This window comes from Stenotrophomonas acidaminiphila (genome assembly GCA_002951995.1).
Lineage (GTDB): Bacteria > Pseudomonadota > Gammaproteobacteria > Xanthomonadales > Xanthomonadaceae > Stenotrophomonas > Stenotrophomonas acidaminiphila_A.
The window spans coordinates 1,846,116-1,861,782 of record CP019797.1 but is presented as its reverse complement, the minus strand read 5'-3'; the positions used below and the strand labels follow the sequence as shown (position 1 = coordinate 1,861,782).

The window sequence follows — 15,667 nt, the reverse complement described above, 5'->3', positions numbered from 1 at the left end:
CATGGATGCTCAGCGCCCAGGCATAGGTGGCCAGGCGGAAATCATGGCCCTGTGGGCGCATGTCCTGCAGCACGTAGTGGCCGCCGTCGATCTCGACCGGGGGCGCTCCGCCTGCCGGATGCGCTCCACCTCGGCGTTGTAGAACGCCATCTCGGCCGGGTCGATGCGATCAATGCCGGCCCAGCGCTTGAGGAACCACACCAGGAAACGCTGTTGCTCGGCCGGTTGCAGGCGTTCGTAGAGCAGCGTTGAGATTGCGTCCGAATCAGCCAGGTAGCGCTGGATCAGGCGTTGCAGGCGGGCGTCGTCGTCCGCCGCGCCACCGATGCCCAGCGCCACCAGGTCGGTCATGAAGCGGTTCGTCGCCGGGAACGGGCCGAAGAACGCATCGACCACGCGCGCGGCGGCCCTGCCGTCGTTGAGCGCGCAGAAGCGCTGGCGGAACGCGGCATACCGTTCGGCGTTGGCGGCCTGGACTGCGGGCAGGTCGGCCAGCAGGGCGATCAGCGCGTCGGTGCTGCGCGCGATCGGGCCCGGCAGGTCCTGCTCCATGTCCAGGTAGAAGCCGCGGATCCGCTGCGCATACTGGTCGAGGTCGTAGCAGTAGAACAGGATCGGGCGGCCGCTGGTGGCGAAATCGAAGAAGATCGACGAATAGTCGGTCACCAGCACGTCGGCGATGACGCACAGGTCGGTCGCATCATCCACGTGCGACACATCGCGGACGTTGGCCGGCAGTGGCCGGTCCCCGAGGCCGCCGCTCACCAGGTGGTGCGCACGGACGAGCAGCATCTGGTCCGGCGCCAGTGCCGCGGCCACCCGGGCGACGTCCAGCCGCAGGTCGAGGTCGAACTGCCAGTGGCCGACCTGGCGGTCGTCGCGCCAGGTCGGGGCGTACAGCACGTAACGGCGATCGAGCGGGAGATCCAGGCGGCGGAGGACGTCCGTGCGTCCGCCGTCCGCGGCGGTCAGCGGGTCGGTCAGCGGATAGCCGGTTTCCAGCACGTCGCCCTCGTAGCGGAAGGCACGGCGCAGCACGGCGCTGGAGTAGCTGTTGGCGCTCAGCAGGTGGGTCCAGGCGCGCGACTCGCGGTACAGGTTGTCGCGGGCGTCGACCTCGGGGCCGGCGACGTCGATGTCGTATCCCAGCCGCTTGAGCGGGGTGCCGTGCCAGGTCTGGAGGTAGCGGGTGTCCGGCTTGCGGCCATGCGCGGTGAACAGGATGTTGTTGACGCGGTACCTGGCCTGGGCGAGCAGCCGGTGGTAGGCGGCCGAGCCGCGGCGCACGCGCGCAGGATTGCCGGGGATGGGCGTGTCGCCGTTGTAGGCCCAGACGCAGCGCAGGTCCGGACGCATCCGCCGCAGCGCTTCATGGATATAGCGGGGATTGCCCGCGTATGCCTTGCCCAGGAAGCTCTCGAACAGGACCAGGTCCTCCTGCAGCGGCAGCTCCTCCAGCAGCATGGGGAACGCGGCACGCGTGTTCTCGGCGTCCACGGTGTAGGCGTGCTGCTGCGACGGCGCGGTGAACAGCGCCAGCGAACTGACGCTGTCGCTCAGGTAGGCCGAGATCCCGTGCTCACCGATCGCCTGCTGGAAGAAATGGCGGGGGATGGTCGTGCCGGTCGTGCCGATCAACGGCTCGAACACGCCGTTGCCGTCCAGCTCGGCCTGGACATCCCAGCGCAGCGGGCGATCTTCCAGCAGCGGGGCGACCGGCAGCTCCGCCCGGACCGTGTCGCCCTCGCGGTGGAAATGCAGGGGCAGGACCCGAGCACCGTCACGCGAACGCAGGCGCAGCCCGCTCATCCGCGGCGGGCCGGGCTGCAGCGAAAGCAGGAGCCCATGTTCCCCGTCGGCGGCCGCGGGGCGGATGTCGAACACCGGGCGCATCAGCGCGCACCGCCCAGCAGCGGACCGCCGATCCGCGGCGCCCCGGCGACGGCCGCCTCTGCGGGGTCACGGCGGATCCTGGCCTTCAGCGAGGAACTGGAGATGTCCTCGGTGCGGGGCAGGTAGCGGACCTCGCAGTGGCACGACAGGGCGTCGAAATGCCCGGTCCAGTCCGAGCCCATCACCAGGATCGCCGCGCCATGGCGGCGGATGTCGGCGGCCTTCTGTTCCCAGCTGTCCTCGGGAAACACGTCGTCGACGTAGCGGATGGCGCGAAGCACCGCCTCGCGGTCCGCATAGCATTGGGTGGCCGTCTTGTTCTTGATGGCGTTGAACCGGTCCGAGGACAGGCCGACCACGAGCCGGTCGCCCAATGCGCGGGCGCGACGCAGCAGATTGACGTGACCCACGTGCAGAAGGTCGAACGTGCCGTAGGTCAGAACAAGCGTCATGAGCGGGGAATCCAGGCAGCCATGGTCGGCCTGCATCAGGCAAGTTCCGTGCCGTTGCCGCTGCCGACCCGCGCGGACGGCGGCCTCAGTCCGCCGCCTGCTCGCGGTCGATCCCGTACTTGCGCAGTTTCTCCACCAGGGTGGTGCGGCGCAGGCCGAGCAGCTGCGCGGCGTGGGCGACCACGCCCTGGGTGCGCTCGAGGGCTTCGTTGATCAGCTTCAGCTCGATGCCGGCCATGTGGTCGCGCAGGTCCAGGCCGTCGTCGGGCAGTTGCACCGGCAGCGGCGCGGCGGCCGCGGCGGGCGGCGATGCCGGCGCCGGGCTTGCGGTCAGGCTGGCCAGCGGCCGCTCGTCGTCCAGCGCCACCGGCGGCGGCGCCGCCTCGCTGCGGTAGCGCGCGGGCAGGTCCTGCACCCGCACCAGCCCGCCCGGGTGCAGCACCGCCAGGCGTTCGACCAGGTTGGTCAGTTCGCGCACGTTGCCCGGCCAGCGGTAGGCGGCCAGCGCCTGCAGCGCTTCGGCGGCGAAGCGGACCTCGCCACGGCCGGTGCGCGCCAGCTGCGCGGCGATGGTTTCCACCAGCGCCGGGATGTCGGCGATGCGTTCGCGCAGCGCCGGCACGTCGATCGGGAACACGTTCAGGCGGTAGAACAGGTCCTCGCGGAACTTGCCTTCGGCGATGCGCGTTTCCAGGTTGCGGTGGGTCGCGGCGATCACCCGCACGTTGCAGCGGATGGTCTGGTTGCCGCCGACGCGCTCGAAGCTGCGCTCCTGCAGCACGCGCAGCAGTTTGACCTGCATCGGCAGGCTCATGTCGCCGATCTCGTCCAGCAGCAGGGTGCCGCCCTCGGCCATCTCGAACCGGCCCTTGCGCGCGCTCAGCGCACCGGTGAAGGCGCCCTTTTCGTGGCCGAACAGCTCGCTTTCCAGCAGGTCCGGCGGGATCGCGCCGCAGTTGATGGCCACGAACGGGCCGTCGCGCCGCGGCGAGCGCTGGTGGATGGCGCGCGACACCACTTCCTTGCCGGTGCCGGACTCACCCAGCACCAGCACGGTGGTGTCGAACCCGGCCACCTGCTCGATCAGCTGGCGCAGCTCGGTCACCGCCGGGCTGGTGCCGGTGGGGCCGGTGTCCTCGCCGCCGCCGGCATGGTGCTCGGCGTCCAGCCGCCTGAGGCTGGCGCGGCGCAGTAGCGCCTCCATCTGCGCGTGGCGCATCGGCTGCTCCAGCGGCCAGACGTTGGCCTCGTGCAGGGCGTAGTGGCGCGCGAACGCCAGCGGGTCGCCTTCGGCCAGCAGCACCGGCGGCATGCCGGTACCGGCCAGCCAGTGGAAGAACGGCATGGCGCGCGCCGGGTCCTCGATGGTGCCCACCACCAGCGCCATCCAGTCGTTGACGCGGTGGCGGCTGGTATCGATGTCGCCCACGTCGGTGACCCAGCGCGGGTTGAGGTCCATGAACTCCAGCAGCGCCACCGTGCGTTCGGCGCGGACGCCCTCGCTGTCGATCACGAGGATGCGCGATTCACTCATGGCCCTGTTCCTGCCTGACGTGCTCCAGGATCGGCATGACCTCCTGGATGTAGGACAGCTTGCTGACGAAGTTGTCGGCGCCGGCACGCTGGGCGTGCTCGCGGTGCTCGGCGTCGTCGAAATGGCTGGCGATCACGATGTAGGGCGGCTCGTCCTGGGTCTTGATCAGGCGCGTGGCCTGCAGCCCGCCCATCTCCGGCATCGCCAGGTCCATCAGCACCACCTGCGGGCGCAGCGCCTCGGAGCGCTCGATCGCCTCCAGGCCATTGGCGGCGCTGCCGACCACCTGCAGCCAGTCGACCTTGCGGAAGTGGCGCATGGCCGCGTTGATGAAGCCTTCGTGGTCGTCGACCAGCAGAACGGTGAGCTTGCTCATGGAATTCCTCGGATCAGCCTGCGCGGGCCAGCAGCGGACGCGCATTGTGCCGCTTCCGCTCGCGCGCGGGGCGATGTCGAGCTGTTCGCGGTATTTGGCCACGGTGCGGCGGGCGATGTTGACCCCCTGCCGCGCCAGCAGTTCGGCGATGGCCTCGTCGGCCAGCGGGCGCGCCGGCGGTTCGGATTCGATCAGCCGCCGCACCATTGCCTTGACCGCCTGCCCGGAGATGCTGGCGCCGTCCAGGCGCACGGCGAAGAAGTGTTTCAGCTCGAAGGTGCCGCGCGGGTCTGCATGAACTTGCCCGAGGTGATGCGCGAAACGGTGGACTCGTGCATGCCGATGGCGTCGGCCACTTCCTTCAGGGTCAGCGGCGCCATGGCTTCCTCGCCCTCGGCCAGGAACGCGGCCTGGCGCTCGACGATGACCCGCGCGGTGCGCAGCAGGGTGTCGTAGCGCATGGACAGGCCGCGGGTGAACCAGCGCGCCTCCTGCAGCAGTTCGCGCATCGGCTGGGCGGCGCTGCCTTCGCTGGCGCCCAGGGCGCGCTCGTAGACCGGGTTGAGGCTCACCCGCGGCGTGGTGGCCGGGTTCAGCGCCACCCGCCACTGGCCATCGGCGCGCCAGGCCACCACTTCCGGGATGACCGCGTCGTCGGCCTGCGGCTGCAGCGTGTCGCCGGGGCGGGGCTGCAGCGACAGCACCAGCCGGAACGCCTCCAGCACGTCGGCGTGTTCGGCGTCCAGGCCGGTGGCGATGGCGGCGTAGTCGTGGCTGGCGAGCAGGTTCAGGTCGCCGTCCAGCAGCCGCGCCGCCAGGTGCCGGGCCGGCACCGTGCCGGGCAGGGCGGCCAGCTGCGCCTGCAGGCATTCGCGCAGGTCGCGCGCGGCCATGCCGGCCGGCTCGCCCTGCAGCAGGCGCTGGCGGATGCGCTCGACGTGCGCGCCGTCGCGGTCGAAGCGGGCGCTGGCCAGCAGGGTCAGCTGCGCCAGCGGCGCCTGCAGGTAGCCGGCGTCGTCGCAATGCTCCAGCCAGAACCCGGCGATCGCCAGGTCGCCCTCGTCCAGGTCCAGCGACAGCGCCTGCAGGATACGCAGGTGCGGGTCGCTGGATTCGCCCATCGCCAGGCGCGCGGTGCGGTCCTCGTCGGCGTCGTTCCAGCTGGCGCCGGGCACGTCCCACATCGAACTCTCCGGCAGCTCGTCGAACGCCGCGGTCTCCAGCTGCGGGTCGCCGGCGCCGGCAGTTTCGGCGGCGCTGGCGGAGGCCTCTTCCTCGATCTCCAGCAGCGGGTTGTTCTCCAGCACCTGGCGGATTTCCTGCTCCAGCTGCAGGCCGTTGAGCTGCAGCAGGCGGATGGACTGCAACAGGGCGGGCGTGAGGTGGAGTTGCTGCCCGAGCTGGGTGGTGAGCGTGGCTTTCATGGCGTCTGGTCCCCGTGGCCGCTGCGTGAAGCGACCGTGATGGAACACATCTTGCGTAGGGGGTGTCAGGGAATGAATAGGAGAAAACCCGGCGCCATCCGGGAGTCCCCTGAGGGGGTGTAGGGGGTTTTCCTACATTTCGCCATTAATCCGTCGCCGCGGCGGGGCGGAGATTGGACTATCAATGACTTACGGAACTCTGACGCGCCACGCGACGGATTTCCGAATCTGTGACGCGTTGCCAACGCCGGTCCGCGGGCGAGGGCTCAGGCAAGCTCCTGCTGATGGCGCACCGCCAGCAGCAGCAGGTCGTTGGCGCGGCGGCAGCCCAGCGCTTCCATCATGCGCGCGCGATGGGTCTCGACCGTTTTCACGCTGATGCCCAGTTCGGCGGCGATTTCCTTGGTGGTGCGGCCGTTGCCGAGCTGGCGCAGGATCTGCCGCTGGCGCGGCGACAGCGCGGCGATGCCGGTGGGGCGTTCGCGCCCGAGCATCGGCGCCAGCATGCGGGTGGAGATCTGCGGGCTCAGGAACACCTGCCCGGAATGCGCCGCGCGCAGCGCGATCTCCAGCTCCTGCGGGGCGGCATCCTTGACCACGAACCCGACCGCGCCGCGGTCCAGCGCATCGCGCACATGCGCGGTGTCGTCGTGCATGGACATCATCACCACGCGCGCCTGCGGCACTCGCCGGCGGATGTCGGACAATGCCTCCAGGCCGCTGCGGCCGGGCAGGGAAAGATCCATCAGCACCACTTCGGGGCGGTGCAGCACCGCCAGCTCCAGCGCCTGGTCGGCGTTGCTGGCTTCGCCGACCACCAGCACCCCGCCGAACGTCTGCAGCAGGCGGCACAGGCCGGCACGCACCAGCGTATGGTCATCGACGATCAGGACACGCACGGGCACGGGCATCGCTTGGGAATGGCCGCACCTTAGCCGAGCGCGCGCACGCGCGCCAAGCGGCAAAGGTCATGAACCGGCCGCTTCAACGCGGGCGCCGGCTGTCGGCGATCTGGCGCCGGTGCAGGCGGAACAGGTGGCGTTCCAGCGCGGTGTCCAGCGCCTCGCCGGTACTCTGCAGGCGCAGCCACAGGTAGAGCCCGCCGTTGCCCGAGGCGGCTTCGCCCAGCACCTGCACCGGCAGTTCGATATGGTCGGGCAGCCAGTCGGCCGGCTGCAGGCGCACGATGCCGGCGCTGCCCTGGACCGCGCCGCTGCGCTGGCCCAGCTCGAGCCGCAGGCCCCGCCGCGACCAGCGCACCGGGCGCAGCGGCAGCGCCTGGGTGGACTGCCGCAGCAGGCGCCCCAGCAATACCAGGGCAAGGTCCATGCGCGCTTCCAGCCGTGCCAGCTGCTGGCTGCCGTCGGCGCCGCGCTCGTCACTGTCGTCGGCGCCGCGCGAGTCTTCCACCAGCGCCACGCTGCGCAACAGCATTTCCGCCGCGCCGGCGCGGATCGCGCCGCTGCCCGGCTCGAACACCGCCGGTAGTGAGACATCGCAGGTCAGCGTGTCCTCGAACAGCTCGACCTCCGCCGGGTGGTGCACGATGCTGGCGCCGGGCGTGTTCATGCCAGCGATTCGGCCTGCTGGTAGGCGTGCGCGGCGCGCACCGACTGGCGCCCGGCGCGCAGCCGCGCCGCGGCGATGTCGCGGCGTACCAGCATGTCGGCCATCAGCGACTGCTGCAGCGCCAGCAGGTTGCGCAGGCCGTTGGCCGCGGACTGCGCGCCGCAGGCCTCCACGAACTCGCGCAGGCGGCGGTCGTGGCCGCTGGCGATGCGCTCGGCCTGGGCGTGGTCTTCCTGTTCCACCGCCACGCGCAGCGCTTCCAGGTCGTCGTGCAGGGCTTTGAGGGTGTGATCGGGGTCCATCATGGTCCTCAGGCTCCGGTGACGGCGGGGCGTTGGCGCTGGTCGGGCGGGATCGCGTTCCAGGCCGATTCGATCTCGCCCATGAGCGACAGCGACTCCTGCAGCGCCGCCACGTCGTTGTTGAGGTTGGCCTCGGTCAGGCGCTGGATGACGTAGTCGTACAGCGCGGAGAGGTTGCCGGCGATTTCGCCGCCGGCCTCGTGGTCGAGCGAGCCATTGAGGTGGCCGATGATGGCGCAGGCCTCGCCGATGGCCTTGCCCTTCATCGCCTGGTCGCCCTGGGCCAGGAACGCCTCGGCGCGACGGATGCGCTCGCCGGCCCCTTCGAACAGCAGGGCCACCAGCTTGTGCGGATCGGCATCCACAACCTTGGTGGACACGCCGACCTTGCGGTACTGCTCGGCGTAGTTGCGGCTGGAACCGTACATGGTGAGAGTCTCCTGGGACCTGTCCGGCGCGCGGTCCGGGCAGCGTCGGCAATAATGGGGTGGTATCCGTGTATCGGCCGTCATGGCCGTTTACTTGAATGTCGGACGGTTATTTCTGCAGTGCGGCAAGCTGCTGCGCCAGGTAGTTGCTGGTGCCCTGCATCTGCGCCACCAGCGAGTCCATGGCGGTGAACTGGCGGGTATAGCGCGCCGACACCTTCTCCATGCGCGCGTCGAGGTCGTCCAGGTCCTTTTCCAGCTTCTTGATCTGCTTGTTGAGCGCGTCGGTACGCAGGGTCAGGGTGCCGGTGCCGGTGTCCAGGTTGCTCTTGAGCAGCTTGGACAGGCCGTCGGACAGGGTGCCGTCCTTGCCCAGCAGGCGCGCGGCCGCGTTCGGGTTCTCGGCCAGGGTCTTGTCGAAGGTGCTGCTGTTCAGCGCCAGGGTGCCGTCGGTGTTGATGGTCAGCCCCAGCGCCTTCATGTCCACCACGTTGGCGCTGAGCTGGCCGCGCAGCTGCTGCTGCAGGCCGCGCACCAGCGAGTCGCCGGTCAGGGTGGAGGCGCGCTTGTTGGTGGCATCGTAGGCGCTGGAGTTCTTGAGCAGGTTGACCGAGGCGTTGTAGGCGCTGACGAAGGCCTGCAGGTTGATCTTCAGCGGCGCGTTGTCCTGGCTGACCGTCAGGGTCTTGGTGGTGCCTTCCTCGGCCTTGTTCAGGGTGAGGGTGATGCCCGGGATGAGGTCGCTGATGCTGTTGCTGCTGGATTCGCGCTCGAAACCGTCCACCCGCACCCGCGCGTTGCTGGCGGCCACGGTCTGGGTGAGGCCGCCGCCGGTGCCGTCCCAGGTCAGGGCGGAAAGCCCACCGTTGCCGCCGCTGGCCGAGACGGTCAGGGCGCCCTTGGTGCCGGCGTCCACGGCATTGAGCACCAGGTGCTGGCCGTCGCTGGCGGTGATGACGGTGGCGTTGACGCCCTTGCCGTTGGCGGTCTTGTTGATCGCCGCGGCGATCTCGGCCAGGGTGCTGCCGGGCTCGATCTCGACGTCGATGGACTTGTCGTCCCAGGCGATCTTCAGGCTGCCGTCACCGACCGCCGCATCGGCGGCGAACGCGCCGGAGCTGAGCTTCTGCGGCTGCGCCAGGCTCAGCACTTCCACGTTGTAGGTGCCGGCCACCGCCTGGGTCTTGCCGGTGGTGGCGTCGGTCACCACGGTTGCGCCGAAGCCGCTGCCTTCCGGCACCGAGGTCTTGTAGGCCTGGTTGCTGGCGCCCTTGACCAGCGCATCGAGCGATGACTGCAGGCCGCTCAGCGAGCTCTTGATGCTGCCCAGCGCCGAAAGTTTGGCGGTGACCGTCGATCCCTGGGTGTTGATGCGGTCGGCGGCCGGCTTGCGCTCGTTGGCGACCAGCTGCGAGACGAGGGTGGGGATGTCCAGGCCGGAGCCGACGACGGAAAGGGAGGACGAGGCCATCTGGATTCCTTGTGCGCAAATGGACGCCCTTGCAGGCATCCCGGATATCGGCACGTTCCCCGGCTTCTTTAGCCACGGGACCGCGCGGGTCACGCCTGGGGTGCAAGTCCCGTGCCGGGATCCCCTGCGCCGCCCGTGCCGGCGACGGCGGCCGCTGTCCATGGCCGCAAATGGATGAAGCCCCCGCCATTGCTGGCGGGGGCTCCGGGTCGTGGCCTGGTCGGGCTGACCCCGACGGATCAGCGCAGCAGGCTGAGCACGTTCTGGGTCGAGCTGTTGGCCTGGCTCAGCATAGCGGTACCGGCCTGCTGCAGGATCTGCGTGCGGGTCATTTCCGCCGTTTCCTTGGCGTAGTCGGCGTCGCGGATGCGGCTGCGCGAAGCGGACAGGTTTTCCGAGGTGGTGGCCAGGTTGGCGATGGTGGAGCTGAAGCGGTTCTGGATCGCACCCATGTCGGCGCGCGAGCTGTTGACCGCGGTCAGCGCCTTGTCCACCACTTCCAGGGCGCGCTGGGCGCCGACGAAGGAGGAAATGTCCATCTTGCCGGCGACGGTTTCCTGGGCCGGGGCGGTCACCGCGGCGGCGGTCTGTGCGGTGAAGGCGGTGGCGCCGGCGGTGATGCCGGTGGCCTGGCCGGTGACGGCGTCGGTGATGGTGCCGAAGGTGAAGCCGGTGGTGTACTGGTTGCCCTTGACCGCCTGCAGCTTGACCGCGCCGGCGCTGTCCAGGGTGGCGTAGACGCCGGTCTGGTCCATCTTGTCGTTGATGGCGGTGGCGACCTTCTGGTTGATGGTCTTCACGCTGTCGCCGGCGTTGAACTTGACGTCGTCGATGTTGATCGTCTGCGCCGCGCTGGCACCGACCTGCTGCACGCTGATCTTCACGCCCGAGATCTTGCCGGCGGCGGCGGCGACGCCCGAAGCGGTCGCGGCAACCACGTTGACGGCGGTGGTGTCGGAGGCGAAGTTCATCTTGCCCAGGTTGGCGGTGCGCGAATCAACGATGTTGTTGATGCCGATGGTCTGGCCGGCGTCGGCGCCGACCTGGAACAGCGCGCCGGTGAAGCTGCCGTCCAGCAGCTTGGTGCCGTTGAAGCTGGTCTGGTTGGCGACGCGGTCGATTTCCTTCAGCAGCTGGTTGACTTCGGCGTTCAGCGCGTCGCGGTCGGTGCCGGAGTTGGTGGCGTTGGCCGACTGCACCGCCAGTTCGCGGATACGCTGCAGGTTGTTGCCGATTTCGACCATCGCGCCTTCGGCGGTCTGCGCCAGCGAGATGCCGTCGTTGGCGTTGCGAGTGGCCACGTCCAGGCCGCGGATCTGGGTGGTGAAGCGCTCGGAGATCGCCAGGCCGGCGGCGTCGTCCTTGGCGCTGTTGATGCGCATGCCCGAGGACAGGCGCTGGATGCTGGTCGCCAGGCTGGTGGCGCTGGTGTTCAGGTTGCGCTGGGCGTTCAGCGACATGATGTTGGTGTTGATGACTTGTGCCATGATTCGGATTCCTTTTTGGCGTTTGATCCGGCAGCTCAACCTGACCGGTACTGAGTGCAGTGGAGTGGCGTAGGGCGCCGCAGTACCGCTGCTGATACCAATAACGGCAGCATCCCGGGCAGCTTTAGGGCCGCCTGGAAAAACGGATCGCACGATCCGCCGATGCGTCCGGATGCATGGCGTCATATGGAAACGGCGCTGGAACCGCAGGGTTCCAGCGCCGTTGTTTTTTACATCGCCGCCGCGGCCGGCCGCCCCGCCAGGGGCGCGCCCCCGCAACGACAGAGCCCCGGGCAGGCCGGGGCTCTGGTTCCTGCCGCTTTCGGTGCCGGCTTACTTGAGCAGGTTGAGCACGTTCTGCGGGACCTGGTTGGCCTGCGCCAGCATCGCGGTACCGGCCTGCTGCAGGATCTGCGTGCGGGTCATTTCCGCCGTTTCCTTGGCGTAGTCGGCGTCGCGGATGCGGCTGCGCGAGGCCGACAGGTTTTCCGAGGTGGTCGACAGGTTGGCGATGGTCGAAGTGAAGCGGTTCTGGATCGCGCCCATCTCCGCACGCGAACCGCTCACCGCGGTCAGCGACTTGTCCACGATCTCCAGGGCGCGCTGGGCGCCGGCGAAGTTGGAGATGTCCAGGTTCTCCAGGTGGTTGATGCCGCCGCCGGCCGCCGCGGTGCCGGCCGCGGCCAGCGACGCCGGCAGGTCGGCGGCCAGCGACAGGGTGATGCCGGTGCCGCCGCTGAGGGTGCCGTTGCTCACGCCCTCGAAGTCCTGGCCGGCCTTGAGCGAGGTCAGCTTGATGTTGCCGCCGCTGACCTCGGCGTACAGGCCGGTCTGGTCCAGCTTGTTGTTGAACGCCTGGGCGATCTTCTTCTGCACGGCCGCCGCGTCGTCGCCCACTTCGATCTTGACGTCGTCCAGGGTGATGGTGGTGAGGCCGGCGGCGCCGGCCGGCGCGCCGGCGGCGCGGATCGACACGGCGATGCCCTTGATCGCGCCCGAGGCGGTCGCCGCGGTGCCGCCGACGCCGGCGCCGCTGACGGTGTCGGCGAAGCCGGCGCGGCCCAGCTGGTCGATGTTGGCATCGACGATGCTGTTGACCGCGATGGTCTGGCCGGCGTCGGCGCCGACCTGGAACAGCGCGCCGGTGAAGCTGCCGTCCAGCAGCTTGGTGCCGTTGAAGCTGGTCTGGTTGGCGACGCGGTCGATCTCGCTCAGCAGCTGCTGCACTTCGGCGTTGAGCGCGTCACGGTCGCTGCCGGAGTTGGTGGCGTTGGCCGACTGCACCGCCAGTTCGCGGATGCGCTGCAGGTTGCTGCTGATCTCGACCATCGCGCCTTCGGCGGTCTGCGCCAGCGAGATGCCGTCGTTGGCGTTGCGGGTGGCCACGTCCAGGCCGCGGATCTGGGTGGTGAAGCGCTCGGAAATCGCCAGGCCGGCGGCGTCGTCCTTGGCGCTGTTGATGCGCAGGCCCGAGGACAGGCGCTGGATGCTGGTCGCCAGGCTGCTGCCGCTGGTGTTCAGGTTGCGCTGGGCGTTCAGCGACATGATGTTGGTGTTGATGACTTGTGCCATGGGACTTCTCCGTTGTGCTCGGGTCTTGCGTGATATGGGAAGGCGGTTTGCGTTTGTCTGGATCAGCGGATCATGTTGAACAGCGACATGGACTGCATTTGCGTGAACACGGTCTGTGCGGCCTGCAGGGCGGCGCCTTCGAGCTTGTACTGGCCGATGGCCTCGGCGTAATCGAGGTCACGCAGCTGCGAAAGCGAATCCTTCAGGGTGATGGCGTTGGCCTCGCGCAGCGAGGCGGCGTTGTCGATGGCGCTGAGCTGCGCGCCGCCGGATGCGCGCGAATCGATCATCTTCTCCGCGGCGCGGGCCACGTCGCGCAGGCTGGACTGCAGCAGGTTCTGCTGCGCGGTGCGGCCGGCGAGGGTGGAGGTGTCCATCTGCAGCGCCTGGGACAGGCGGTCGATGGTGGAGAACACATCGCGGTTGCCGGCCTGGCCGACCGTGAACTCGTCGCCGGCCGCCGGCACCCCGCTCATGCGCACGCGCAGGCCCTGGAAGACGAGGTCGTCGCCCTCGGCATAGGTGCCGCTGCCGACCGTGGCACCGCCACTGTCGAGGATGTCGTATGCGCCGGGGCCGGTGAAGCGCACCGTGTAGCTGTCGCCGGTCCACGCCGCGCTGCCGTCGCGGCTGGCGCCGGTCAGCACCGCCTGGCCGGTGTTGCCGGCCGCGGCACTGCCGTCGACGGTGCCGTCGCCGGTGCGGATGCGCATGAAGATCTCGCTGCCGGGCAGGGCGTCCTGCACGAAGCTGCCGGGCGCGACCTCGACCTGGCGCTGGGTCTGGTCGCCGTTGTAGAGGATCGTGCCGTTGTTGGCCGCGAACGGCGGCACGCCGTCGGCGGTGCCGCCGAACAGGAAGCGGCCGTTGCCATCGGTGCTGTTGGCCAGCGACAGCAGCGATTCGCGGATCGAGCGCAGCTCGGCCGAAACGCTCTTGCGGTCCTCGGCCGACAGCGCCGCGTTGTTGGCCTGGATGGTGAGGTCGGACACGCGCTGCAGCAGTTCACCGGCCTGCGCCAGCGCGTTTTCCTGCAGGCCCAGCCGGTTCTGCACGTTCGCCGCGTTGGCGCCCAGCTGGTCCAGTTCGGCCAGGATCCGGTCCATGCCCACGGCGGTGCCGGAGGCGACCGGATCGTCCTTGGCCGAGACCAGCTTCTGCCCGGTGGCCAGCTGGCGCTCGAGGTGGTTGAGCTTGCTCTGCTTGGCGAGCATCAGGTACACCGACTGGTCGTACATCATGCTGCTGGAGATGCGGTTGTTCATCAGCCCACCGCCCGCAGGATCGACTGGAACATGGTGTCGGCCGTGGAGATCAGCTGCGAGGCGGCCTGGTAGGCCTGCTGCAGGCGGAGCATGTCCGCCGCTTCCTCGTCCAGGTTCACCCCGGAGATCGAATCGCGGGTGGCCTGCGCGTTCTCGTTGATCACCTGCTGCGCCTGCAGCGAGTAGTCGGCCGCGCGCGCGGCCGCCCCGATCTGCGTGGTCAGCCCGCCCAGCGCGCCGTTGAGGGTGACGGTGCCGCCGTTGAAGGCCTTGGCGTCCTCGACCGCGGCCATGCGCGCGGCGTTGCCGTTGTCGCTGGAGCCGGCCGGGGTGCGCGAGACGGTGAAGGTGTCGCCCGCGGCAGGCTTGCCGTCGAGTACCAGGCTCCAGCCGTTGGCGGCGATGGTCTGGCCGGGCGTGTACGGCAGCGGCGGGCCGCCATTGATGGTGTAGTTGTTGGCATCGATGAAGTCGATGCTGACCGGGTCGAGCAGGGCGCCGTTGGCGGCGTCGGTGATGTCGAGCTTGCCGGCCACGCCGGTACCGACGTTGCCCAGATCGGCCTTGGCCCGCACCGGGTTGGCCGCGGCGATGCGCGACGGGTCGGTGATCGCCACCGCCAGCCCGCCGGGGGCGGCCGCGGTGGGCTGCACCAGGAAGCGGTCGTTGAGCGCCGGGGTACCGCCGACCACCAGTTCGATGCCGTTGACCACGAACGGATCGGCGGCGCTGCCGCTGCCGGTCATCGGCACCTGCGCGCCGGTGTCGGTGCGCGTGGCCACCCAGGCGCTGCCGTTGAAGCGCAGCTCCAGGTTCTGCCCGTCGAGCGCGGCGACGTCGCCGTAGCTGGCGCTGACGGTGGCGGTGCTGGCGCTGCTGTTGCCGCTGTGCGCGGCGACCTTGGGCGGGGCGAGGCTGAAGAAGTCCACGCCCATGTCGCCATACAGGTCCATGCCTTCGCGGTGGCTTTCGTTGAATGCCTGCGCCAGGCCGACGGCGATGCGCCCGAGTTCGGCCTGTGCCGGGGTCAGCACGGTGTCGCGGAACTCCAGCAGGCCGCCGATGCTGCCGCCCAGCGCCTTGCCGTCCAGGACGATGGTCTGGCCCTGGGTCTTCAGCGCCAGCTGCAGGCGCTCGGGCTGGTACGGGTCGGCCACGGTGGTGACCTGCGAGGCGGTGCCGCCGACCACCAGCGCATGGCCGCCGGCCGAGTACACGTTCATGATGCCGCCGTCCTGGATCACGGCGGTGCCACCGGTATAGCCCACCAGCTGGGTGATCAGCTGGTCGCGGCGATCGAGCAGGTCCGGTGCGACGCCGGTGATGTCGGCGCCGATCGCGCTGTTGATCTGCGCGATTTCCCGGGCCAGGCGGTTGATCTCGCCGGTGCCGGCGATCAGGCCGTTGTTGACCTCGTTGCCAAGGGTGTCCAGGTTGCCGTTCAACTGCTTGAAGCGGTTGACCAGGTCGTTGGCGTTGTCGAGCATGCTGCGGCGGTCGGCGGTGCCGGCGGCGTTGGCCGACAGCCCGCTGACCGAGTCGAAGAAGTTGGACCAGATGCCGTTGAGGTTGGTCGCGCTGTCCGAGAACAGCGCATCCACCCGGTCGGCCAGCCCGGAAAGCTGCTTCAGCCGGGCCAGTTCGCCGCTGCTGTCGAGCAGGCGCGAGATCGCCAGCTGGTCGGCCACGCGGCGGATGTCGGTGATGCGGGTGCCGTTGCCGACATCGCCATAGCCCACGTCGGTGGGATTGCGCGTGGCGAAGTCGACCTTCTGCCGGCTGTAGCCGTCGGTCTTGATGTTGGCCACGTTGTGGCTGACGGTGGCCAGCGCCCGCTGGAAGGCGATGAGGGCGCTGCTACCGGTGGAGAGGACACTGGACATCGGGTTCTATC

Annotated in this window: 13 protein-coding genes and 1 pseudogene; all 14 read right to left on the bottom strand. The window is 69.4% G+C overall.

Going from position 1 to position 15,667, the window contains the following annotated elements; all coding sequences use genetic code 11:
• Window positions 1-9 precede the first annotated feature (9 nt).
• The 14 genes and pseudogenes from B1L07_08400 to B1L07_08335 all read right to left on the bottom strand — a co-directional run bounded on the left by B1L07_08400 (window position 10) and on the right by B1L07_08335 (window position 15,656).
• Window positions 10-1,893, bottom strand: coding sequence for a hypothetical protein (locus B1L07_08400; protein ID AUZ55106.1), 1,884 nt, complete (start codon window positions 1,891-1,893; stop codon window positions 10-12).
• Complete coding sequence (locus B1L07_08395; GenBank protein AUZ55105.1) at window positions 1,893-2,381, bottom strand: hypothetical protein; 489 nt, start codon at window positions 2,379-2,381, stop codon at window positions 1,893-1,895. The genes B1L07_08400 and B1L07_08395 overlap by 1 nt, the downstream gene beginning before the upstream one ends.
• A gap of 49 nt (window positions 2,382-2,430) precedes the next feature.
• Window positions 2,431-3,879, bottom strand: a complete 1,449-nt coding sequence (locus B1L07_08390; protein ID AUZ55104.1) for a Fis family transcriptional regulator — start codon at window positions 3,877-3,879, stop codon at window positions 2,431-2,433.
• The gene (locus tag B1L07_08385) at window positions 3,872-4,255 is read right to left on the bottom strand and encodes a two-component system response regulator (protein ID AUZ55103.1); all 384 of its coding nucleotides are present in this window, start codon (window positions 4,253-4,255) and stop codon (window positions 3,872-3,874) included. The genes B1L07_08390 and B1L07_08385 overlap by 8 nt, the downstream gene beginning before the upstream one ends.
• 13 nt (window positions 4,256-4,268) lie before the next feature.
• Window positions 4,269-5,679, bottom strand: a pseudogene (locus tag B1L07_08380) (RNA polymerase sigma-54 factor).
• Between the two features lie 266 nt (window positions 5,680-5,945).
• The gene (locus tag B1L07_08375) at window positions 5,946-6,578 is read right to left on the bottom strand and encodes a DNA-binding response regulator (protein ID AUZ56520.1); all 633 of its coding nucleotides are present in this window, start codon (window positions 6,576-6,578) and stop codon (window positions 5,946-5,948) included.
• 85 nt (window positions 6,579-6,663) lie between these two features.
• Complete coding sequence (locus B1L07_08370) at window positions 6,664-7,248, bottom strand: hypothetical protein (protein ID AUZ55102.1); 585 nt, start codon at window positions 7,246-7,248, stop codon at window positions 6,664-6,666.
• Window positions 7,245-7,553 carry a hypothetical protein gene (locus B1L07_08365; GenBank protein ID AUZ55101.1) on the bottom strand — a complete coding sequence of 103 codons (309 nt, stop codon included), beginning with the start codon at window positions 7,551-7,553 and terminating at the stop codon, window positions 7,245-7,247. Before B1L07_08365 ends, B1L07_08370 begins: the two co-directional genes overlap by 4 nt.
• A 5-nt stretch (window positions 7,554-7,558) precedes the next feature.
• Window positions 7,559-7,978 (bottom strand): flagellar export chaperone FliS, encoded by a 420-nt coding sequence (locus B1L07_08360; GenBank protein AUZ55100.1) that lies wholly within the window; start codon window positions 7,976-7,978, stop codon window positions 7,559-7,561.
• Between the two features lie 109 nt (window positions 7,979-8,087).
• Entirely contained in the window at window positions 8,088-9,449 is a 1,362-nt protein-coding gene (locus B1L07_08355) for a flagellar protein (protein AUZ55099.1), read from the bottom strand.
• A 239-nt stretch (window positions 9,450-9,688) separates the two neighbouring features.
• Window positions 9,689-10,936: a flagellin gene (locus B1L07_08350; protein AUZ55098.1), complete on the bottom strand. Its 1,248-nt coding sequence runs from the start codon at window positions 10,934-10,936 to the stop codon at window positions 9,689-9,691.
• A 333-nt stretch (window positions 10,937-11,269) separates the two neighbouring features.
• Window positions 11,270-12,508 carry a flagellin gene (locus tag B1L07_08345; GenBank protein AUZ55097.1) on the bottom strand — a complete coding sequence of 413 codons (1,239 nt, stop codon included), beginning with the start codon at window positions 12,506-12,508 and terminating at the stop codon, window positions 11,270-11,272.
• 62 nt (window positions 12,509-12,570) lie between these two features.
• The gene (locus B1L07_08340; protein AUZ55096.1) at window positions 12,571-13,773 is read right to left on the bottom strand and encodes a flagellar hook-associated protein 3; all 1,203 of its coding nucleotides are present in this window, start codon (window positions 13,771-13,773) and stop codon (window positions 12,571-12,573) included.
• Window positions 13,773-15,656, bottom strand: coding sequence for a flagellar hook-associated protein FlgK (locus tag B1L07_08335; protein AUZ55095.1), 1,884 nt, complete (start codon window positions 15,654-15,656; stop codon window positions 13,773-13,775). The genes B1L07_08340 and B1L07_08335 overlap by 1 nt, the downstream gene beginning before the upstream one ends.
• Window positions 15,657-15,667: the final 11 nt, after the last annotated feature.